Raw genomic sequence first — 22725 nt, forward strand, 5'->3', positions numbered from 1 at the left:
TCACCCGGCCGGTGAATAATCCGGGCTATGGGTATGAAACGCGGGATTTCTACTATGTGCTGAGCACAGACATCCGCATGGAAAGCACCTGCAGCGACTTCGCCACCTGTGGCGGCCTGCAAGTCGCCTTCGGCGATCCCCGCAACGATGGCAGCTCTGAACTCAGCGCAGCGCGAAGCGGCTTGGCGTCGCTTGCCGGGCTGCCAAGTTCATACAGCCCGGTGGTTGGCGCAAAATTCGATGCATACAAGATCGAAACGGCGCTTGCACCGCAGAGCGTCCCCGATACCAGGACCGATCCGGTCGCTCCGCCGATCATCTACAGCGGCGTCTTTGTCCCCCCGCCCGGCAGCGTTCCGGAACCGGCCAGCTGGCTGATGCTGATCGCCGGCTTCGGGTTGACCGGTGCTGCCATGCGCCGTCGCCGCCACGCGGTGGTTTGACCCTTGCTTGCCCGGCGATAAGCGGTCAAATGGCCGTGAAACGCAAGGGGATGACATGGGGCAGGGGCTGCAGACGGGCACGAGCGGGCGATCATGCCGGCACCAGACCGCTTGACGGGCCAGCACCCGCCCCGGCCCTTGCTGGCGCTCACTGTAGGCATCACCGGCCATCGCACGCTTGACCCGGCGGTGGAGCCGGCGCTGGCGGCGGCGGTGGGGGGTGTGCTGGCGCGGATGCGCGCCGATGTGGGCCGCATCGCCGAACAGCAGCGTGGCCGCTTTGCCGATGAACCGTCGCGCCTCACCATGGTGTCGGGGCTGGCCGCCGGCGCCGATCAGATTGCCGCCGAAACCGCGCTGGCCCAGGGCTATCGCCTGGTGGCGCTGCTGCCCTTTGATCAGGATCATTATGCCACCACCATGGCGCCGGCCGAACGGGCGCGCATGGCCAGCCTGGTGGCCCGCGCCGATCATGTGTGGACCCCGCCCGCCGGCTCGGTGAGCGGCGATGCGGCCTATGTGCTGGCCGGCGATGTCACCGTGGCGGGCTGCGACCTGCTGATCGCGGTGTGGGACGGAGAGCCCGAGCGCGGGCCGGGCGGCACCGCGGCCGTGGTGGCCGAGGCGGTGCGGCGCGGCGTGCCGGTGGTGCATGTGCCCAGCGACGGCGGCCCGCCCGAATTGCTGTGGGCCGGCCTTGATGCCGTGCCGCCCGACCGGCTGCGGCTGGACACGGTGCCGGCCTGCGAACTGGATGATGCCGCATTGGCCCAGACACTGGCCGTGCTGCTGACGCCGCCGCTGCCGGCGACCGAGCTGGATGATTATCTGGCCGAAACCGAACAGCTGCGGCGCTGGCGGGCGGAATGGCCGCTGCTGCTGGCGGTGACCGGCGTGCAGAGCTTGCGGCGCGGGTTTCTGAAGGCGATGCCCTATCGCGCCGCCAATCGCGAGGATTGGGCCGGCCATGCCGAAGGCTGTGCCGCCGCCGGGGCCGCGCCGCAGGGCCATGACCGGCTGGAAGCGGCCTTTGCCTGGGCCGATGGCCTGGCCACCCATTATGCCCATATCTTCCGCAGCGGGCTGGTGTTCAATTTCTTTGGTGCGTCGGTGGCGGTGGTGTTCGCGCTGCTGGCGGCCTTGCTGCCGGGGGCGAAAATCCCGCTGCTGATCGCCGAACTGCTGGTGGTGGGCGCGGTGGTGGCCAACACCAGCATCGGCAATGGCCAGCAATGGCACCGGCGCTGGCTGGATTATCGCTATCTCGCCGAAACCCTGCGGCTGCAGCGCAGCCTCAGGATGCTGGGCGCCGCCAGCCCGCCGGGGCGCGACCTGATCGGCCCACGCCGCTGGACCGACTGGTATGCGCTGGCGATCTGGCAGGGCCTGCCGCACCCCTGTGCACCGCCCGATCAGGCCGGCTTCACGGCGCTGGCCCGCCACATCGTCGCCCATGAACTGGATGGGCAGATCGCCTATCACCATCTGGTGCATGATCGCATGCACCGGCTGGATCACCGTCTGCACAGCGGCGGCCAGGCGTTGCTGATGCTGACCGGGCTGATCGGGGTGGGCACGCTGGTGGGCCTGATCGTCGCCTATGCCGCCATCAAGCCGTTCAGCCTGGAATTGAGCCTGCTCAGCGCCGCGCTGCCCACCTTGGGCGGTGCGCTGTTCGGGCTGCGCGGTGCCGGGGATTTTGCCGGCGTGGCCCGGCGATCACAGGCCACGGCCGAGCGGCTGGCGCGCGTGGCCGCGCTGTTGCGCCGCGATGGCCTGTCGCCCATGCTTGCCGCCCGCGCGCTGGAGGAAGCCGCAGCCATCATGCTGGCCGATCTGGCCGAATGGCGGTCCAGCTATGCCGATCGCAAGCTGGCGGTGCCGTCCTGATCAGCCGCACGCCACCCGCGCGCGGCCGGCGGGGGTGCAGCGGCTGATCCGCCCGGCCAGTGCCGGCCCCGTGGCCTGGCGCATCACCTGATCAATCCAGTCCTGGTAAAAGGCGACGCGGGTATAGATGCCGGGCACCCCCGGCCGGCCGCAGCCCAGCCCCCAGCTGACCAGCCCGACCAGCCGGCCCTGCAGCGTCAGCGGGCCGCCGCTGTCACCCTGGCAACTGTCCTGCCGTTTGTCGTCGGCGCCCACGGCACAGATGACGCCGGGGCCCAGCGCCTTGGCATAGCCCGGGATCTGGCGGCATTCGTCGGCCGCAACCGGCGTCAGCCGGCCTTCCAGCAGGCGGCCCTTGTCGGGCCCACGCATCGGCAGGCCGCGCACATCCTGCACCTGTTTCGGCTTGCGCTCGCCGGTCTGGCCCCAGCCGGTGATCACCAGCGTGGATCCGGCCGGCACCGCGCCGGTTTCAATTGGAATCGGCTCGGCCCGTGCGGCCACCGCGGGCTGCGTGATGCCATCAATCGGCTGCAAGCGGATCAGGGCGATATCATCGAGCCGGCTGCGCTTGCGCACATAGCCGCCGTGCACCACGGCGCGTTCGATGGCCATTTCGGTGGCCCGGTCCAGCCGGTTGCTGCCCAGCCGCACCCGCAGCTGGCCCACCCGGAAGCTGAACCGGCCTTCGGCATCGACCAGGCAATGCGCCGCCGTCAACGCCCAGCCATCGGCAACCAGCACCGCGCCGCACAGATGATCCTGTTCGGTGCGGTCCATCTTGTCGAAATAACGCTTGGTGCGGTCGCCGGGCGGCTTGGCCCGATCGGCCTGCAGCTCGGCTTCGGGGATGGGCAAGGTGGTGAAGAATTGCACCTGCCAGGGCACGAACTGCGCCGCCGGGGTGCCGCGCACCACCCTTGTGTCGTCCCCGCCGCCGGCGGCGGCCGGTGCCGCCTGTTCGGGCAGCGGTGGTGGCGGCGGCGGTTCCGGTGGCAGCACCGGCTGCGCCAGGCCCGCGGCCAGGGCCAGAGCCAGCCCGATCATGGCAGCACCCTTGCCGGGATCACCACGGCCGACCAGCCATTGATGTCGCCCAGGCCGCCCGACCGGCTGGCGCTGACCGGCTTGCAATAGGCTGCCGCCACCGCCGACAGGCAGGCATCGGCATCGATCACATCGGTGGCCGTCTGTTCCAGCGCGGTGGCATCCAGCGCCAAGTTGGACGACAGCGCCACCACGCGCACATCGCCAAGATCCGCCGGGAAAATGCCCGCGGCATCGCGCAGATTGCCGCCGGGCAGCACCGGTTCATCGCGGCCGCCAAAGGCCGGCAACACCAGGGTCACATCATATTTCGGGCCGACGTAGAACACATAAAGCTGGCGCGGCTGGGGGGAGCGGTTGACGAGGCCCAGCCGGATGGACTTCGTTTTTGCCAGGGTGACGCTGGCCGGCGGCGGGCCGATGGGGCAGCTGGCCGGGTTGTAGCCACGCGATTCGGCATTGCTCACCGCCAGGCACAGGTCTTCGCCGCCGCGCAGGGCCGCCAGCCATTGTTCCACCCGGGCAATCTTGCCCAGCGCCGCCTGCAGCCGGTCGGGAAAGGCCGGATCACCCGGCAGCGGCAAGCGCGCCAGCATCGGGCCGCCGGACCGGGACAGCAGCATGGCATCATCGCCGCGCTGCAGGATCAGGCCGGCATTGGGGGCCAGCCGCACAAAGCCCAGCGCCGCCGCCACCGGCGCCGCCGCCGGATCATCAACCCTGAGCGGCAGCACCCGGCCGCCAAATTCATGGCCCAGCTCGCGCGCCACCAGTTCGGCCGGCAGGTCCGCCGGCGCTGGCCCTTCCAGCTGCAATTGTGCCACCGCGCCGCGCACATTGGTCACCACGGCGCGCATCGCGGTCACGCCATCGCCCGCCAGCGCCGCGCTGGTGCCGGCATAAAGCGCAAAGCGCGAGCCGCGCGTCACGCCCAGCAGCTGGCCGCCGACCAGGAACAGGCCGCTATTGTCGTTCACCACCCGGTACAGCGGCACCTTGATCTCATTGCCCGACAGGCTGGCCCGCAAGGCCCCTTCGGCATGGGGCACCTGCTGGCCATTGGTGACAGCCCGCACCTCCACCGCCACCCGGGCGGCGATATCGGCAAAGCTGGCATCCGGCATGGCGGCCAGCGCCCGGGCCAGCGCGCTGGTGAACACGCCCGCCCGCTGATCAACCTTGCCGCTCTCGCGCGCATCCTGGCCATCGCCGGATGCCGCCAGATGCACCCGCCACGCCCCCAGATTGCCATATTGCGCCGGCGCGCGGCGGGGCGTCAGGCCCTCCACAGCCAGGCTGGGGGCGCTGCGGCTGGCGCTGTTGCCATCACGGCTGGCGGTGCCGCTGTTGCAGCTGTCGAAGATGGTGATCACCCGCACGCCGCGCCGCGTGGCGGCATCGATCACGCTGCGCACCTCATGGTCGATGATGTCATTCTGCGCCAGATTCTCGGCCTCCGGATCGCGGGCGTCATGCGGCATCAGGGTGCTGTTGTAACGGCTGGCCTGATCCAGCACCTTGCCATCGATGAAGCGCGATCCATGGCCGGCGAAATAGAGGATGACGATATCCTGCGGCCGGCTTTGCGCGATCACATAATCCCACGCCGCCAGGATGCGGTCGCGCGTGGCGCAATGGTTGACCAGCGTGATCGCCGCATCGCCCACCTGCTGGCACCCGGGCCGGGCCGGCATCGGCCCGAAATCCACGCCCAGCGCCTGGCCCAGCGCTTGGCGGATGCGATTCACATCCGCCACCGCGCCGGCCAGATTGGCAAAGCCGGCGTTGGCAAAGCCGCGCGAGGTGGAAAAGCGGTAATCGTCAATGCCGACAAACACGGCGCGCACCGCCGCCGTTGCCGGCGCCAACGGCATCAGCAACAGCCAAAGGCCGGCAAGCAAACGGATCATGGCTGGCCCCTGAGCAGCACCGGCGACCGGCGCCGGTTGAAATCGAACAGGCTGGGCTCCTGCAGGCGTGGCGGCGCCGTCTCGGTTGGCATCATCAGCAGCACGCCGCGCGGCAGCGAGGTCGTGTCGCCGCTGGCCACCATGTCCGCCAGGCTGGGCACCCGCCGCACGGCATAGCGCAGCCATTCATCCAGCCAGATCTGGCCGTTGCGGTCAGCATCGGCCTTCGGCTCGTCCGGATTGAGCCCCTCTCCCAGCGCATAGCTGAGAAAGCCATGCTGCAAGCCATTGTTTTCCATTGCGAGGCTCTTGGCCTGGGTGGCCGCCAGGATGCGAATGCCCTTGTCGAACGCCAATTGCCCCAGGCCCGGATCGCCCATCGGGCCGGGTTTGAAATCCGGGCTGTCGACGGCGGCACCGGAATGGCAGGCATCGATGATGAAGCTGATGTCGCGCGCGGCGATCGCCCGCAACCACATGGTCAGATCATCGGCGGTGATCAGATTGTCGGGCTTGGGCGCCGGTTCCAGCGCGCCCCATTCGGCATCGCTGGCCAGCAACGAGAAGGCACCGGCGGCATCGGCAAAGCCATGGCCGGAAAAGCTGATGATCACCGCATCATCCGGCGTGGCCTGGGCCAGCGCCGAGCCATCATGCCCGGCCGCCGCCAGCATCTTGCGGATGCCGGCATCCTCCGGGCCGGCCAGCAACCGCAGCGCCAGCGTGACATGTTCGGCCGTCAACGGCCGGTTCGGCGCGCTGGTCAGGGTGGCGCGGCGCACCTCATAGCCGGGGATGGACTGCAACCGGCCCGCAATCAGTTCGGCATCGGCCGCCGCGAATGTCAGCTTCAGGTTGCGGCTGGCATAATCATTCACCCCGATCGTCAGCACATAGGCACGGCGGGGGCGCGGCGCCATCGGCGGCGGTGTCCAGCGCAGGCGGGCGGTGTCGCTCTTCACCCGATCGGCGTTGAAGCTGTAGGCGGAAAATTCGATCGGCTGGCCATCGCTGGGGATGGGCAGGGTGAAGGTCCAGTATCGCCGGCCCTGATCATCGCCGGGCGGGGTGAAATTGGCCTTGCGCCAGCTGGGCAGATCCGGCGTTGGCGGCGCGAAGGGATCGTCGGGGTTGCGGGCCACTTCCTGGTTGTTCATCAACAACTTGACACCATATACGCCCGAACTGAGGCCGGTGGCCGGGTTGCGGGTTTCCGCCACGGTCACATCCACCTCCACCTGGCCATAGCCGGCGGGGCGAACCGCCATCACCCGCACCAGCGGCAGTTCGCGGTTCAGATTGGCGACCGAGGGCAGCTTGTGCAGGACGGTGCCGCAATTGCGCGCCCGGTTGCAATCGAGCAGCTTGGCAATCATGCGGGGCTCATAGAAATCGCGCATCAGCGTCTGCGGCGGCAACAACCGGCCGGGCTGATCGGAAATCACCCAGCGGAACAGATCGGCCTCCGGCCCGGCATTGGTGTCATAACGGGCATCGGGCGCCACCACGACATAGCGGCTGCGCGGCAGCAGGCTGATCGTCATCAGCACGGCGCCGGTGCGCTGATCCCACAGGCGGATGCCCTCGGTGCTGGAGGCTGCCCAGATCACCTCGCGGCTGCGCATGTACCCCACCGCTCCGGCGCCGGGGTATGACACGGCGCGCAGCGCCTTGCCGCTGGCCAGATCGACCATCTGGATGCTTTCCTCGAACGGCCCGCTCAGCATCAGGCGGGTGCCGTTGCTGGCCATGCGCTGCGGGGCCGTGCTGGTCAGCGGCAATTCGCGCAGCGCCGGATTGCCGGCGGCATCAAAGGGCGCATCGCCATTCCATTCCACCAGGCTGTTTTCACCGGCGATCCACAGCTTGCTGCCATCGGGCGAGAAATTGATCAGGCTGATATCGGTGCCGGCTTCCAGCGCCACTTGCGGAAAATCGCCGGCGGTGGCCGCGAACGGCACCAGTGTCAGGGTCAACTGGCCATCCGGCAGGCGCAGCAACACGGCAAACCGGTCCCCGCGTGGCGACACGGCCAGCCGCCGCACCTCCACGCCGCGTTCCACCTCGACATTGTCGAGCGGCTGCCAGGCCTTGCCGTTCCACAGATACAGGCCGCGGTCCCGGCCAACCTTCGACCGGCAATTGGCCAGCCCCGCCCCCAGCATGCGGCCATCGGGCAATGGCGTCATGAAACACAGGCTGGGCACATCCTGCAGAACCCGGCCGCTGCGGGCCTGGATAATCCGCGTGTCGGCCGGCTTGTCGGCGGCCGCGCCGCCGGCCTTGGGATCATCCTCATCATCTTCGGGAATGATGGCATAGCGGTTGCGGTCCAGCCATTTCACCCGATCATAACTGCCCCTGGCATCAACGCGCGGCAGCATCGTGCCGGTGGCCAGATCCAGCACCTCCACCGGGGTGACACCCGTGCCGGTGGGATCGGGCACCTCGTTGAGGGTGAGGATGGCGAGCAGCCGATCATCCGGCGACAGTTCGGCATCGCCGATGCTGCCCATCACCTCGCGCACCCGCATCGCCCGCACCTTGCCATCGGCACCGCGCAGGTTGAAGCCGGGGTTGACCCTGATCAGCTGGGTCCGGCCATCGGGCGATGCCGGCAGCGCGGGCAACACGGCCTGGGCCTGCGCGGGGGGCGTGGTGCTGCCCGTGCCATGCAGGGCCGCCAGCGCATCGACCCAGCGCATGACATCGTCAATCGCCGTCATGCCGGCCGGCAGCGGCGGCAGTGCAGGCGCGTCCTTTGCCATCACCACCCGGCGCCGCGCGAGATCGACCAGGTAACGCCGGGGGCTGCGCATGCCGGTGGCACGCTGGTCAATCACTTCGCCATCAATGGTCAGGCTGGCACCATCGGCGGCCAGCTGCAGCGATTTCAGCCGCATCAATTCCGCCGTGGCATTGGCCGCCGACGGCAGGCGCAGGCGATCGAGGATGATGCCATCGCGGGCATCCCACACCAGCAGCTCGCGGGCCAGGCCCGACGCCGTATAGAGCAGCCGCCCATCACGCGACCAGGCCGCGACATCCAGGCCAACCTCGCTGACCGACTGCAGCACGATGCGGGGCTGCACGGCGGGCGGTGCTGGCGGGGCAGCGGCCGGCTGCGCGCGCAGCAGCGCACCCGACCCCCACAACATCCCCATCAGCAACGCAACCCGCACCACCAGCATCATGATGCCCGGCATCGCGCCATCCCCCGTCCCAAACTTGCCGGAATCTGGGCTGCCCGGCGGCGCAAGTCAATGATCGGGCAATGATCCGTGCCGGCCGTCAAGGCGATGTGCGCAACAGCACCGGCGAGGCCGCGTTGGTGAAATCGAACAGGCTGGGCTGCTGCGCGCGCGGTGGCGGGCCATGATCGGGCATCACCAGCAAGACGCCGCGTGCGCTGAGCGGGCCGGTGCCGCTGCGCATCTCCGCCTCCAGGCTGGGCAGGCGCTGCACGGCATAGCGCAGCCATTCATCCAGCGTGATCGCCTTGTTGCCATCCAGATCGGCCGGGCCGCCGGAGGGCGTCAGCCCCTCGCCCAGCGCCGCGGTCAGAAAACCCTGGGCCAGGGCCGCATCCTCCAGCGCCACATTGTCGGCCTCGGTGGCGGCCAGGATGCGCAGCCCCTTGTCAAATGCCAGCTGGCCCAGCCCCGGATCGCCCATCGGCCCCGGCTTGAAATCCGGCGTGTCGACCGCCGCCCCGGAATGGCAGGCATCGATGATGAAGGCGATTTCCCCGGCATGGATGGCCCGAAACACCGAAGTCAGACTGGCCATCTCCACCGCCCGGCGCGGATCCGGCAAGGTTCGGGACAGATCCCAGCGCGTATCCGATGCCAGCAGGGCAAAATTCCCGCCGGAATCAGCGACGCCATGGCCGGAAAAGCTGATGATCACCACATCATCGGGGGTTGCTTCGCGCAGCCGGGATGGATCATGGCCACCGGCTCGCAGCCGTGACTGCAGCTTTTCGCGGGTGACAGGCAGCAGGGGGCCAAGCAGCGCGATCGGATCGAGAATGTCCTGTGAGGTCACCTGCCGGCCCCGGCTGGTCGTGAGCAGGGTGCGCTGCACGTCATGACCCGGAATGGCCGCCAGGCGCTGCCCGATCAGTTCAGCATCAGGCACGGCAAAGCCCAGCTGCAGCCGGCGTTCCTGATAATGATTCACCCCGATGGTCAGCACGAAGGCGCGGCGCGGGCGGGGGCGTTGCGGCGGCGGCTGCCATGACAGACGGGCCGTGTCGCTCTTCACCCGATCTGCATTGAAGCTGCAGGCGGCAAACTCGATGGGCTTGCCATCGCTGGGGATGGGAACCAGAAAACACCAACGGCGCACGCCGCTGGCATCGTCTTCCCGCGTGAAACTTGCATTGCGCCAAGCGGCCAGATCAGGAAACATGTTGAAATCATTGACGGGATCCGCTGCGACTTCGCGGTTGTTCATCAACAGCTTGATGCCATGGACGCCCGATGCAAGCCCGGTCCGGGCGTCGCGGATTTCGCGGGCCTCCACATCCACCGCCACCGCGCCATTGTCGGTGGCGCGCACCGCTGTGACCGCCACCAGCGGCAGTTCCCGGTTCAACCCGGCCACCGGCGGCACCTTTTGCAGGATGCTGGCACAACGGCCGGCGCTGGTGCAGTCCATCAGCTTGGCGATCATGCGTGGTTCATAGAAATCCCGCATCAGCGTTTGCGGCGGCAGCGAGCGGTCCGGCTGATCGGAAAACAGCCAGCGGAATTTTTCCGAATCCGGCCCCATGTTGGTGTCATAACGGCCATCCGGGGCCACCGCGACAAAGCGGCCATCAGGCAGCAACGCCACGGTCGCCAGCACCCTGCCCAGAAGCTGGTCCCAGAACCGGATGCCGCCGCTGGTCGATGCGGCCCACAAAATCGGCCGGGTGCGCATCATGCCCACCGCCGCCGCGCCGGCAAATTCGGTGGCCGCCAGCGGGTGGCCATTGGCCAGATCGATGGTGTGGATGCGCTCCTCGGCCGGGCCGCTGATCATCAGGCGGCGGCCGTTGCTGGCCATGCGCTGGGCCAGGATGATCCTGACCGGAAATGCCCGCGCAACCGGGCGTCCGTCGGCATCCGGCAACGCATCGATCGTCCATTCCTCCAGCATGCCGGCCATTGCCACCCACAGCCGCCGGCCATCGGGCGAAAAGCTGATCCGGGTCAGGTCCGTCCCGCTGTCCAGATCAAGCGAGCGGATGGTTGCGCCAGTCGCCAGATCGGCAACCACGATGCGCATCGTGCCGCCCATGCGCAGACCGTAGGCCAGGCGATCGCCAACCGGCGACACTGCAATCTGGCGGACATCAGCATTGGCCGGCATGATCTGGCCCGCGAAATTCCGCCAGCGGCCGTCTGCCCAGATCTGCAACTGCCGGTCATCGCCGGCATCGCGCCGGCAATTGGCGAGGCTGGCACCGATGAGGCGGCCGCCGGGCAGCACCGCCATGAAACAGCGCGCCCCGACCACCGCCTGCGTCGCCCCCGAAACCGCCCTGACGATCGCCGCTGCTGCCGGGCGGCCAGTGCGGGTGTTGGCCCGCTGCGGATCATCGGCCGCGTCCTGCGCCATCAGCACATAATGATCATTGTCCAGCCAGGCGATGCGTTGATAGGGGCCGGCCGCCGCCACCAGCAGCCGCATCTGGCCGGTGGTCAAATCCAGCAGATACACCGATTGGAACCAGTCCTTGCCGTTGGCCGCCCGCTCGTCGGTCAGGCCCAGCACCGCCAGATGGCGTTCATCAGGCGACAGTTCGGCATCGGCGATGCTGATGCCGATATCGCGCACCCGTGTCGGCGGATCACGCCATTGCCGCCGCGCAGGGCAAAGCCGGTGCCGGCGCGCAGCAGTTCGGTGCGGCCATCGGGCGAACGCGGCAAGGCCGGCAAGGCCGCCAGCGCTTGCGCCAGCGGGATTTTCGTGCCCCCGGCATAAACCACGGACAGCGCCTCGATCCGGGCGGTGAGGCCGCCGATCCAGTCAGCCGGGCTGATGTCCAGCCGCGCGACCGGGGGATCGACGATGTCGATGCGGCGGCTGGCCAGCATCACGCGATAGCGGCGGCGCGCGATGATCACCTCATCGCCAACGCCCGTGGTGTCGCCATCAATGGTCAGGATGGCGCCATCGGCCGAAACCGCCATGCCCTGCAGCCGCAACAGATCAACGGCCCGGCCCGGCGGGCTGGGCAGGCGCAACCGGTCGATGATCACACCCTGCGCCGCATCCCACAGCAGCAGTTCGCGCGCCATGCCTGACGCTGTCCAGATGAAGCGGCCATCCGGTGTCCAGGCCGCCACGTCGATGCCGCCATCGGTCACCGATTGCACGATGATGCGGGGCTGCACGGCATCGCCAGCGGGCTGGCCCAGCGCCGGAACCGCCAGACCCATGATGGCCAGCACACGCACACACAGAGTCAACAAGCCCGGCATGGCGTGCGCCTCTCGCCAATTGTTAAGAAAGTTGAACCGAATTGGCCGGCAAGTCAATTGGCCGGACAAGCCCATCGCCACCCGCACAGTCCAACCCCTGACTTTCCAGCAGATTGACCGGCCACCGCTGCATGGCATGATGCAGGCCAAGACCGGGACGCCCGGCAATCCTTGGGGGATGATGATGGCCCGCACGACGATGGGGATGGCAGTGCTGCTGGGCGCTGCGGCGCTGCTGGCCGGCTGCGAAGCGGCAAAGCCGGCGGGGCCCAAGGCCGAGGATGTGCCGCTGAGCGCGTTTCCCGAGCGGGTGTATTGGGGTGACACGCATCTGCACACCAGCAATTCGGTTGATGCCTTTGGTCTGGGCGTTCGGCTGGGTCCGGAAGATGCGCTGCGCTTCGCCCGGGGTGAAACGGTGACCGCCACGACCGGCATGCAGGCAAAGCTGGCACGGCCGCTCGATTTCCTGGTGGTGTCGGATCATGCCGAGGGGCTGGGCGCCACCAAGGCGCTGTATGACGCGCCGCGACTGCTGATCCGCGATGAGCGGATGCGGCGCTGGCACGACATGATGCACGAGGGGCCCGCCGGCTCGCAGCGGGCGATGATCGAGATCCTGGCAGCACGCGGCCGCAACGATCTGCCCGAAGCCATGCTGAACCCCGATGGCGCGGCAGAGCGGACGAAATCGGTGTGGAACGCCAATATCGATGCGGTGGAACGCTACAACGAGCCCGGCCGGTTCACCGCCTTCCACGGCTTTGAATACACGCTGATGCAGGGTGGCAACAATCTGCACCGCAACATCATCTTCCGCGATGGCGAAGACAAGGTGCGCACGGTGGTGCCGATCGATCCCACCTACAAGGCGACGCCGGACGAGATCTGGAATTACATGGAAGCCTATGAAAAGGCGACCGGCGGCCGGGTTCTGGCCATTCCGCACAACAGCAATCTGTCCAACGGCCTGATGTTCGAACTGACCATGCCCGGCGGCGGGCCGATGACCGCGGCCTATGCCCGGCGCCGCGCCCGGCTGGAACCGGTGGTGGAAATCACCCAGATCAAGGGTGACAGCGAGGCGCACCCCTTCCTGTCGCCGAATGACGAACTGGCCGGCTATGGCGTTGCCGGCTGGGAGTTGAACAATCTGCTGAGCAACCAGCCCACCCAGCCAGGCATGCGGGCCGGCAATTATGTGCGCGAGGCGTTGAAGCGCGGCCTGCTGATCGAGGCGCAAACCGGCGCCAACCCCTACAAGTTCGGCGTGATCGGATCGACCGACAGCCACACATCGCTGGCCACGGCCGACGAGGACAATTTCTTTGGCAAGCACAGCGGCAACGAGCCGCGCGCCGGCCGGGCGATGGCGCCGCAGAACATCGGCACCAGGGTGGAGCGCTTTGGCTGGCATTATCTGGCCAGCGGCTATGCCGCCGTGTGGGCACGCGCCAACACACGGGCCGCCATCTTCGATGCGATGGCGCGGCGCGAGGTCTATGGCACCACCGGCCCGCGCATGACCCTGCGCCTGTTCGCCGGCTGGGATTTCACGCCGGCCGATCTGAAGGGTGATTGGGTGCGCGCCGGTTACACGCGCGGGGTTCCCATGGGTGGGGAGCTTGCGCCCCACCCGAATCAAAAGTCCGGTGGGGAGCTTGCGCCCCACCCCAATCATAAGCCTGGTGGGGAGCCGAAATCCGCCAAGGGCCCGCCGCGGTTCATCATCTCGGCCCTGAAGGATCCCCAGGGGGCCAATCTTGATCGGGTGCAGGTGGTGAAGGGTTGGATCGATGGCGCCGGCAAGGCCCAGGAGCACGTGTATGATGTGGCCTGGAGCAGCCCGGAGACAAGGAAGCCGGTGGCCGGCAAGTTGCCACCGGTGGGCGACACGGTGGACCTGGCCACTGCCACCTATCGCAACAGCATCGGCGCACCGGCGCTGACAACGCTGTGGACCGATTCCGATTTCGATCCTGCCACCCGCGCCTTTTATTATGTGCGCGTGCTGGAAATCCCCACCCCCACATGGCCGGCCTTTGATGCGGTGCGGTACAAGCTGAAATTGCCGGCCGATGTGCGGCTGAAGGCGCAGGAGCGGGCCTATAGTTCGCCCATCTGGTACACGCCGGCATGATGAAGCAATGGCGCGTTGGCGCCAGGTCGTTGCTGCGCGAACCGTTGCTGCATTTCTTCATCGCCGGCGCTGCTGTGTTTGGCCTCATGGCCGGCCGTGGCCCCGATGTGGGCGACCGGCGCATTGTGGTGGATGAAGCCGTGGTGGCCGGGATCGTGGCGCATCATCTGCGGGCCTTCCGCCGCCCGCCCACCGCCGCCGAGCTGGATGATCTGATCCGCGACCATGTCCGCACCGAAATCTATTACCGCGAGGCGCTCGCCCTGGGGCTGGACCAGGATGATGATGCGGTGAAAAAGCGGCTGCGCAACAAGATGCTGGCGATCGCCAGCGCCCGCGCCGAAGCCCGGACGCCCACCGATGCCGAGCTGCAGGCCCTGATCGACAGGAACCCGGCACGCTATGCCCGGCCGGTGCGTTACTGGCTGGAGCAGCGGTTCCTGGGCGACGACACGCCGGCCACCCGCGCCGCCGCGACGGCCATGCTGGGCGCAACTGACCAGGGCAAGGCCCCGGCGGCCACGGCGCCGGCCCTGCCCTTGCCCGCCCGGCTGAGCGGCACACCCGCCGACGAGGTGGCGATGCAATTTGGCGATGATTTTGCCGCAGGCCTGGCACGCGTGCCGACCGGCCGCTGGGCCGGGCCGGTGGCATCGGGATTTGGCCTGCATCTGGTGCGGGTGGAGCGCCGGGTCGATCCGCCCCGCCCGACCCTGGCCGATGTGCGCCAGCGTGTGGAGAATGACTGGCGCCGCACCGCCATCGCCGCCGCCGAGGAGGCAGATTTGAAGGCGCTCATGGCGAAATATGATGTGGTGATCGAGCCGGTGACATGATCCGCCTGGCCCTGGCCCTGCTGCTGCTGTGGCTGGCCGGCGCGGCCCGCGCCGACGAGCTGCGCCCCTTTTACCTGGAGCTGACGGAAACCAGCGCCGGCCAGTGGGACGTGCTGTGGAAGGCGCCGGTGCTGGGCGGCATTGCCGGGCAGGGCCGGCCGCAATTGCCGCCCGTCTGCACCCTGGCGCTGGATCCGCCCCAATTGGTGAACGGCGCCCTTGTGGCCAGCGGCCGGGCCCGTTGCACCGCACCACTGGCCGGCGCCCGCGTGGGCGTCGCCGGCCTGGCCCCCGGCAGCCCCGATGGCCTTTTGCGCATCGCGCCGCGGGGCCAGCCGGTGGTGGCAGCCCAGTTGCGCGCCGATGCGCCCAGCCTGATCGTGGCGGGCCAGCCCGGCCGGTGGCAGGTGGCGCGCACCTATGGCGTGATCGGTGTCGAGCATATTCTGGGCGGCATCGATCATCTGCTGTTCGTGGTGGCACTGGTGCTGCTGTTGCGCAGGGAACAGCGGAGCCTTGGCCCGGTGGTGGCCGCCGCCACTGCCTTCACCATCGCCCATTCGCTCACGCTGGCCGGGACCACCCTGGGCCTGTTCGGCCTGCCACAGGCGCCGGTGGAGGCCGTGATCGCCCTGTCGATCATCTTCCTCGCCGTGGAGATCGTGAAGGCCACACCCGGCCAGCCCCGCCTGTCGGAGCGCTGGCCCTGGCTGGTGGCCTTTCTGTTCGGCCTGCTGCACGGCTTTGGCTTTGCCGGTGCCCTGCGCGAGGTGGGCTTGCCGCCGGGCGAGCTGCCGATGGCGCTGCTGGCCTTCAATCTGGGGGTGGAGGCCGGGCAGTTGCTGATCATCGCCGTCGCGGCCGGTCTCCTCGCCCTGCTCCGCCGCATGGCGCCTGCGGCCCTGCGCCCGGCCATCATCACGCTGGCCTATGGCATTGGCAGCCTTGCCAGTTACTGGTTCATCGAACGATTGCTGGTCTAGCGCGGCAATTGCACCCGGCGGGCCGCCCGTGCCATGTTGGCGCCATGATCACAGCCCGCCTCACCCCATTTGGCCGCAACGCCGCTGGCGAGCTGGTGGAAGCCATCACGCTCGACAACGGCCGCATGCGCGTGGTGATCCTCACGCGCGGCGGCGCCCTGGCCGACATCAGCGTTCCGGACCGGACCGGAACGCTGGCCAATGTGGTGCTGACCCGCGCCGATTTTGCCGGCTGGGATCGCGGCGGTTCGTTCAATGCGCTGGTCGGGCGCTTTGCCGGCCGCATTTCCGGCGGCGGCTTCGTCATCGATGGAAGATTCCATGCCCTGAATGCCGATCCGGCCACCGGCATCTGCAGCCACGGCGGCGCCGGCGCCGGCTGGGGCACGAAATTGTGGACGCCCAGCCTGTTCGAAGAGGATGGCTGCGCCGGCGTGGCGCTGGCGCTGCACAGCCCGGATGGGGACAATGGCTTTCCCGGCGCGGTGGACATCATCGCCCGCTACACGTTGGATGGGCAGGACCGGTTGCAGCTTGCCTTCGAAGCCCGCACCACCGCTGCCACCCATATCAACGTCTGCAGCCACCCCTATTTCAACCTGGCCGGGGCCGGATCGGCGGATGGCCATCACTTGCAGCTGTTTGCCAGCCATTTTGTGCCAATCGATGGCCAGATGCTGCCCAGCGGCGGCCTGGCGCCGGTGGACGGCACGCCGCTGGATTTCCGCTCCGGCCGGCCGCTCGGCCCGGCCCTGCGCCAGGATCACCCGCAGATCCGGCTGGCGCGCGGCCTTGATCACACGATGATGATTGACGGCGCGCCCGGCAGCCTGCGGCCGGCGGCCATCCTTGTCGATCCCGCCAGCGGCCGCCGGCTGTCGATCCACACCACCCAGCCGGCCATCCAGGTTTACAGCGCCAATTTCCTGGATGGCACGGCGCCGGCGGCGGCTGGCCGGTTGCTGCGGGCAGGCGATGGGCTGGCGCTGGAAACGCAGCACGTGCCCGACAGCCCGAACCAGCCCGCCTATCCGAGCACGCTGCTGCGCCCCGGCGCGCTGTTCAGCGAAACGACCGTCTATGCATTTGATGTCATTGATTAGAGCATTTCCCGACCAATCTGAATCAGCGTCATCGCCGTTCCGGCGACCCCTGCGGGGCGGGGCGAATTTGGCCCAGGGCTGCGTCGCTCGTCGGTTACGATNAAAAACGCTCTAAGCCGGCGGAATTTCGCCGAGGGCGGCCGGATCGGGGGCGTTGAAGTCCAACGCGCCGCGGATGATGCTGTCGGCGCCGGTCATCATGTCGCCGCTGCAGATTTGCAGGTCCAACCGCTCCAGATCGCGGCGGCGATATTCGGCTTCGATGGCATCGATCATCGTGTCGGGGGTGCCGAGCGTGGCCAGCACAGCGCGGCCCATGGCCACCGCACTTTCCAGCGTCTCGCGTGTCACCTGCTCCACCCCGGCTTGGCGCAGGGCAATGGTGTGCATCCGATCATAGGCGCGGGCGATGATCGGCAGGTCGGGCCATTCGGCGCGGATCGGCTCCAGCACCGGCTTCGTATCCCATTGGCCGTCGATGGCGAACACCAGGGCGCTGGCGCGATCGATGCCGGCGGTGCGCAGGATATCCAGCCTTGTGCCGTCGCCCCAGAACACCTGGTTGCCAAAGCGGGCGGTGACGTCGATCAGTTCGGCATCCAGATCGATAGCGGTCAACGCCAGGCCGCGCGCCCGCAGCATCTGGGCAATCACCTGCCCGACCCGGCCGCTGCCCACCAGCACGACATGGCCGCCGGGCAGATCGCCGGCCATTTCCGGCCCGTCGCGGCTGCCGGCCTCCTCCACCCGTTCGAACAGCCGCATCGCCAGCCGAAACAGCAGCGGCGTCAACGCCATGGAGCAGGTGACCACCGCGCCGAACAGCTGCGCCGCGCTGTGGCTGATCAGCAGGCCACGCTCCGCCTCGCCAAACAGCACGAAGCCGAATTCGCCGCCCTGGGCCAACAGCATGCCCATTTCCCCGGCGCGGCGCCAATCGGTGCCGAACTGGCGGGCGAGCGCCGCGATCACCGCCGTCTTTACCGCCATCACGCCAATCACCAGCGCGATCAGCAGCGCAAAATTGTCGCGCATCACGGTCAGATCAAGGCTCATGCCAATGGCGATGAAGAACAGGCCTAGCATCAGGCCGCGGAACGGCTCGATGTCGGTCTCCAGCGCGTGGCGATAGGACGATTCGGCCAGCATCACGCCGGCGACGAACGCGCCGAGCGCCATGGAGAGCCCCAGGCTTGCCATCAGCAGCGCACTGCCCAGCACGGAGAGCAGGGCGGCGGCCACAAACGCCTCCCGCGCGCCCAGCGTGCCGATGATGCGGAACAGGCGCGGCAGCACCCAACGGCCAACCGCGACCAGAAAGGCCAGTGCCCCCAGTGTCTTGGCCGCCATCAGCCAGCCCGGTTCGGGATTGGCCACCGGCGCCCGCGACAGGGCGCCAACCACGGTCAGCAGCGGCACGATGGCCAGATCCTGGAATAACAGCATGGCAAAGCTGCGTTCGCCAAAGGGCGTGGCCGCCAGTTGCCGTTCGCCCAGCAGCTGCATCACCAGCGCGGTGGACGACAGGCCCAGCGGCAGGCCGACCACCAGCGCCGCCTGCCACGTCAGGCTGGTCAGCCCCAGCAGCAGCCCGGTCAGCGCCAGGCCGCACAGGATCACCTGCGCCGCGCCCAGCCCGAAGATATCGCGCCGCAAGGCCCACAGCCGCGACGGCTGCAGTTCCAGCCCGATGACGAAGAGCAGCAGCACCACGCCGAATTCGGCAAAATGCAACGTCTGCTCGGCATTGGCGACCAGGCCCAGCAGCGACGGGCCGATCAGGATGCCGGCCGCGAGATAGCCAAGCACGGCGCCCAGCCGGAATCGGATGAACAGCGGCACCAGCACGACGGCGGCGGCCAGATAGACCACCACATCGCGCAGCAGATTGGGCTGGCCGTCCGCCATCAGCCCGCCGCTTCCACGGCAGCCATCAGGGCATCGAGCGGTAGCAGGATCGATGCATGGCGGGCGCGATGGGCCCGCGCCGGGGCAAAGGCGGCCCAGCCATCCGGTGCGGTTTCGCCCGTGCCGGCCAGGAACTCGGCCAGCGCGCGGCGGGTGGCGGCCAGCGCATCGGCATCGGCACCAAGTGCCCGCTCCGCCGCCACGGCCGCCGACGCCTGGCCCAGCGTGCAGGCCTTGGCAGCATCCAGCGCCACCGCAGCGATATGGCCGTCGGCCAGCGTGACATCGGCAATGATCTTGCTGCCGCACACCGGCGATACCCGCGTGGCACTGCCGCCCGGCGCGGCGAGGCGATGGGCGCCTTCCCCGGCCAGTTTCAGGCGCAGAATCGCCGCACTATAGAGCGTGTCAGCCATATCTGCTTCATGCCCTTCGGCAGCGGCGCTGAACAGGCGGGAAAACGCCGCTCAGGCCCGCCGCCAGGTGGTGCCGGCGGGCCCGTCTTCGAGGCTGATGCCTTCGGCGGCCAGCGCATCGCGGATGCGATCGGATTCGGCCCAGTTCTTCGCCTTGCGAGCGGCCGTGCGTTCCGCCACCAGCGCATCGAAGCGCGCCGCATCGGGATCGGCGCTGCGCATGTCGTGCGCGTGGCGGCTCTTTTCCGGGCTGAGCGAGGGCAGGCCCAGAAAGGCCAGCGCTCCCAGCAGCGCCTCACGGTCCTGCTCGATCCCGGCAATCGCCGCCAGGGCCGCGGGCGTGTTCAGATCGTCGGACAGCGCCTCCACCAGCGCAGGCGGCGGCGGCGGACGCACGCCCTTCGGCACGTCGCCCAGCTTGCGCAGCCATTTGTCGAGCCGGCCGCGCATCTGGGTCAGCAGCGCTTCGTCCCACTGCAGCGGCTGGCGATACTGGGCGCTGAGGATGCCGAGGCGCAGCTCGTCCCCGGTCCAGCCGGCGGCGAGCAGATCACCCACGGTCTGCACATTGCCGAGCGATTTCGACATTTTCTCCCCGCCACCAAAGTTCAGGAAGCCATTGTGCATCCAGATGTTGGCAAGCGGCGCACCATCATGGGCGCAGGCGCTCTGCGCGCACTCATTCTCGTGGTGCGGGAAAGTGAGATCGATGCCGCCACCATGGATATCGATGGTTTGCCCCAGGCTTTCGGCAATCATCGCCGAGCATTCGATGTGCCAGCCCGGCCGGCCACGCCCCCAGGGGCTGGGCCAGCCCGCCTGATCCCTGGAAGACGGCTTCCACAGCACGAAATCGGCAGGGTTCTTCTTGTAGGGCGCAACCTCCACCCGGGCGCCGGCGATCATCTCGTCCAGCGGCCGGCGCGACAGGCTGCCATAGCCGCCGTGGCTGGCCACATCGAACAGCACATGGCCTTCAGCGGCATAGGCATGGCCCTTGGCGATCAACAGGGCGATCATGTCAACCATCGCCGGGATGCTGGTGGTGGCATGCGGGTGCAGATCGGGCCGCTCCACCCCCAGGGCGGCGGCATCCTCGAGATACAGCGCCTCATAACGCTGGGTGATCACCTCGATCCCCACGCCCTCGGCTCGGGCCTGATCCATGATCTTGTCGTCAATGTCGGTGATGTTGCGGGCATAGACCAACTTGTCGGGCCCATAGACATGGCGGAGCAGCCGCTGCAGCACATCAAACACCACGGCCGGGCGGAAATTGCCGATATGGGCGCGGCCATAGACGGTGGGGCCGCAGACATACATGGTCACCCGATCGGGGTTGATCGGTTGCAGCACATCCTTCGTGCGCGTCGCGGTGTTGTAGAGCCGGATCGTCATATCGCGGTGGAAGGCGACTTTTTTTCCTGCTCGTCAAGCAGGCTGTCGAGCGCGCTGCGCTGCTTGCGGTCATAACCGCCGTCATCGGCCGGCGCATCATCACCAAAGCTGGGCACATCGGCGTGCGGATCAATCAGTTGCTGCTGCTGCTTCCAGGCCTCGCCAACCCAGCCGACCATGGCGCTGGCCACCAGCGCCAGCGTGGGGGTGGTGCGCGCCTTGGCCAGCCAATCGGGGCGCTCGGCTCCGCCCGGCACGATGCGCAGGGCCAGCGTGATCAGCAGGAAGATCAGACTGGCCCCCAGAAATCCCTTCACCAGGCCAAAGCCCAGACCAAGGATGCGGTCGATCACGCCGATCGTGCTGCCCTTGGCCGAACTGGACAGGAAGCTGCCGATCAGCTTGACGCCCAGCAGCGCCAGCAGGAACGGCCCCAGCACGGCGGCAAAGGCGCCGATCATGTCGCTGCCGCTGGCTTCGGCAAAAATCGCCTTGGCCGGCGTGTAGAACAGGCGGACGGCGACGAAACCGGCAAACCAGCCGGCCAGGCTGGCAACCTCGGCAATGAAGCCGCGCATCAGGCCAAAGCCGGCGGCGGCACCAACGATGATGACGACAATCCAGTCAAAACCGGCGAGGGAAGCGATGAAATCCATGATGCTGCTTCGCCTACGCCAAACCGGGGTGTGTTGCCAATCCAAAACAGCTCATGGCAACAGCATCATTCTGGCCTGCCGAGCGAATCCACCACGGCGTTCAGGGTGCGGAAACTCGCCACCCGCATCGCCCCGCCGCCGCCGGTGCCATCGGGCACGAAGGCACGGCCAAAGCCCAACTTGGCCGCTTCCTTCAACCGCAGCGAGGCAAGGCCAGCGCTGCGCAACTCGCCGGACAGCGCCACTTCGCCAAAGGCGACGCAATCGCCCGGCAAGGGCCGGTCCGTCAGGGCTGAGACCAGCGCGCAGGCCACTGCCAGATCGGCGGCCGGATCGGCGATGCGCAGGCCGCCCGCGACATTCAGATAGACTTCGTGGCCGCCAAAACCGAGGCCGCAACGCGCCTCCAGCACCGCCAGCAGCATGGCCAGCCGGCCCGAATCCCAACCGACGACAGCCCGGCGTGGCGTCGCCCCCGATGGCACCCTGACCACCAGCGCCTGGATCTCGCAGAGCACCGGGCGCGTGCCCTCCAGCGCCGGGAAGACGACAGCGCCGGTCACGCTGGCGCCATCCGCCCGGTTGGTCAGGAACAGGCTCGACGGGTTCGCCACCTCCTCCAGGCCATCGGCGCCCATGGCAAACACGCCAATCTCGTCCGTCCCGCCAAAGCGGTTCTTCACCGCGCGCAGGATGCGATACTGGTGGCTGCGCTCCCCTTCGAAATAGAGCACGGTGTCAACCATATGCTCGAGCACGCGCGGGCCCGCGAGCTGGCCATCCTTGGTGACATGGCCGACGATCACCAGCGCACAGCCCGACAGCTTGGCAAAGCGGATCAGCTCCTGCGCCGACGCCCTGACCTGTGATACGGTGCCGGGCGCGCCCTCCAGCGTGTCCGAATGCATCGTCTGGATGGAATCGATCACCAGCAGCGCCGGGGCGGCGCTCTGGCTGCCCAACGTCGTCAATATGTCGCGCACATTGGTTTCGGCCGCCAATGCCACATCGGCCTTGGCCAGGCCGAGCCGGCGGGCGCGCAGCCGCACCTGGTCCGCCGCCTCCTCGCCTGAGACATAGGCGACGCGATTGCCACTGCGCGCCATCTTGCCCGCCGCCTGCAACAACAATGTGGATTTGCCGATGCCAGGATCGCCGCCGATAAGGGTGACGCTGCCGGCCACCAGCCCGCCGCCCAGCGCCCGATCCAGCTCGGTGATGCCGGTGGACAGCCGCTGCGGCAGGGTCACATCATCGGCCAGGCTTTCCATGGCGATGCGGCGGCCGCCCGACTGCAGCGATTGCTTGGCGGCAAAGGGGGTAAAGACCGGTGCCGCCTCTTCAGCCAGCGTGTTCCATTCCTTGCAGTCCGCACATTGCCCGGCCCAGCGCGGCGCCACCGCCCCGCACGCCTGGCACACATAGCGCGTCTTGCCCTTGGCCATTGTCACCCTTCCAGAACAGAGGCGGAACATTAGTCGGTGGGGTGGCCACTTGCAAGCAGCCCGCGCGGCGTGCCACA

General features: G+C 68.2%; 16 protein-coding genes. 6 read left to right on the forward strand and 10 right to left on the reverse strand.

Annotation, left to right across the window (positions count from 1 at the left end; genetic code table 11):
* Positions 1 to 443 (forward strand): PEPxxWA-CTERM sorting domain-containing protein (locus CHU93_RS17945; RefSeq protein WP_243375507.1); only part of this gene is annotated, 443 nt, incomplete at its 5' end.
* Positions 444 to 581: 138 nt separating this feature from the next.
* Positions 582 to 2333, forward strand: a complete 1752-nt coding sequence (locus CHU93_RS09770; RefSeq protein ID WP_094473890.1) for a hypothetical protein — start codon at positions 582 to 584, stop codon at positions 2331 to 2333.
* Here the strand turns inward: CHU93_RS09770 and CHU93_RS09775 are convergent, their stop codons facing one another.
* The 5 genes from CHU93_RS09775 to CHU93_RS09795 all read right to left on the reverse strand — a co-directional run bounded on the left by CHU93_RS09775 (position 2334) and on the right by CHU93_RS09795 (position 11763).
* On the reverse strand, positions 2334 to 3380 hold the full coding sequence (locus CHU93_RS09775) for a serine protease (protein ID WP_133064372.1): 1047 nt from the start codon (positions 3378 to 3380) through the stop codon (positions 2334 to 2336).
* Positions 3377 to 5290 (reverse strand): caspase family protein, encoded by a 1914-nt coding sequence (locus CHU93_RS09780; RefSeq protein WP_165768681.1) that lies wholly within the window; start codon positions 5288 to 5290, stop codon positions 3377 to 3379. Before CHU93_RS09780 ends, CHU93_RS09775 begins: the two co-directional genes overlap by 4 nt.
* Complete coding sequence (locus CHU93_RS09785; RefSeq protein WP_094473892.1) at positions 5287 to 8496, reverse strand: caspase family protein; 3210 nt, start codon at positions 8494 to 8496, stop codon at positions 5287 to 5289. Before CHU93_RS09785 ends, CHU93_RS09780 begins: the two co-directional genes overlap by 4 nt.
* 85 nt (positions 8497 to 8581) lie before the next feature.
* Complete coding sequence (locus CHU93_RS09790; protein WP_094473893.1) at positions 8582 to 11116, reverse strand: caspase family protein; 2535 nt, start codon at positions 11114 to 11116, stop codon at positions 8582 to 8584.
* Entirely contained in the window at positions 11041 to 11763 is a 723-nt protein-coding gene (locus CHU93_RS09795; RefSeq protein WP_094473894.1) for a hypothetical protein, read from the reverse strand. Before CHU93_RS09795 ends, CHU93_RS09790 begins: the two co-directional genes overlap by 76 nt.
* A 136-nt stretch (positions 11764 to 11899) precedes the next feature.
* Between CHU93_RS09795 and CHU93_RS09800 the strand changes: the two genes are divergently transcribed.
* Genes CHU93_RS09800 through CHU93_RS09815 form a run of 4 tightly spaced genes read left to right on the forward strand, consistent with a single transcriptional unit; the run spans position 11900 to position 16825 of the window.
* Entirely contained in the window at positions 11900 to 13903 is a 2004-nt protein-coding gene (locus CHU93_RS09800; RefSeq protein WP_243375510.1) for a DUF3604 domain-containing protein, read from the forward strand.
* Between the two features lie 29 nt (positions 13904 to 13932).
* The gene (locus tag CHU93_RS09805; protein WP_165768682.1) at positions 13933 to 14739 is read left to right on the forward strand and encodes a peptidyl-prolyl cis-trans isomerase; all 807 of its coding nucleotides are present in this window, start codon (positions 13933 to 13935) and stop codon (positions 14737 to 14739) included.
* A complete protein-coding gene (locus CHU93_RS09810; protein ID WP_094473896.1) occupies positions 14736 to 15722 on the forward strand; it encodes a HupE/UreJ family protein in 987 nt (328 codons plus the stop codon). Before CHU93_RS09805 ends, CHU93_RS09810 begins: the two co-directional genes overlap by 4 nt.
* 44 nt (positions 15723 to 15766) lie before the next feature.
* Positions 15767 to 16825, forward strand: coding sequence for an aldose epimerase family protein (locus CHU93_RS09815; protein ID WP_094473897.1), 1059 nt, complete (start codon positions 15767 to 15769; stop codon positions 16823 to 16825).
* Positions 16826 to 16936: 111 nt separating this feature from the next.
* On the opposite strand, the gene CHU93_RS09820 is transcribed toward CHU93_RS09815, so the two are convergent.
* The 5 genes from CHU93_RS09820 to radA form a co-directional block, all read right to left on the reverse strand.
* Positions 16937 to 18733 (reverse strand): monovalent cation:proton antiporter-2 (CPA2) family protein, encoded by a 1797-nt coding sequence (locus CHU93_RS09820; RefSeq protein WP_094473898.1) that lies wholly within the window; start codon positions 18731 to 18733, stop codon positions 16937 to 16939.
* Positions 18733 to 19149: a hypothetical protein gene (locus CHU93_RS09825; RefSeq protein WP_094473899.1), complete on the reverse strand. Its 417-nt coding sequence runs from the start codon at positions 19147 to 19149 to the stop codon at positions 18733 to 18735. Before CHU93_RS09825 ends, CHU93_RS09820 begins: the two co-directional genes overlap by 1 nt.
* Before the next feature lie 51 nt (positions 19150 to 19200).
* Positions 19201 to 20547, reverse strand: coding sequence for a cysteine--tRNA ligase (gene cysS, locus CHU93_RS09830; protein WP_094473900.1), 1347 nt, complete (start codon positions 20545 to 20547; stop codon positions 19201 to 19203).
* On the reverse strand, positions 20544 to 21203 hold the full coding sequence (locus CHU93_RS09835; protein ID WP_094473901.1) for a CvpA family protein: 660 nt from the start codon (positions 21201 to 21203) through the stop codon (positions 20544 to 20546). Before CHU93_RS09835 ends, cysS begins: the two co-directional genes overlap by 4 nt.
* 65 nt (positions 21204 to 21268) lie before the next feature.
* Entirely contained in the window at positions 21269 to 22648 is a 1380-nt protein-coding gene (radA, locus tag CHU93_RS09840; RefSeq protein ID WP_094473902.1) for a DNA repair protein RadA, read from the reverse strand.
* Positions 22649 to 22725 lie beyond the last annotated feature (77 nt).

This window comes from Sandarakinorhabdus cyanobacteriorum (assembly GCF_002251755.1).
Taxonomy (GTDB): domain Bacteria; phylum Pseudomonadota; class Alphaproteobacteria; order Sphingomonadales; family Sphingomonadaceae; genus Sandarakinorhabdus; species Sandarakinorhabdus cyanobacteriorum.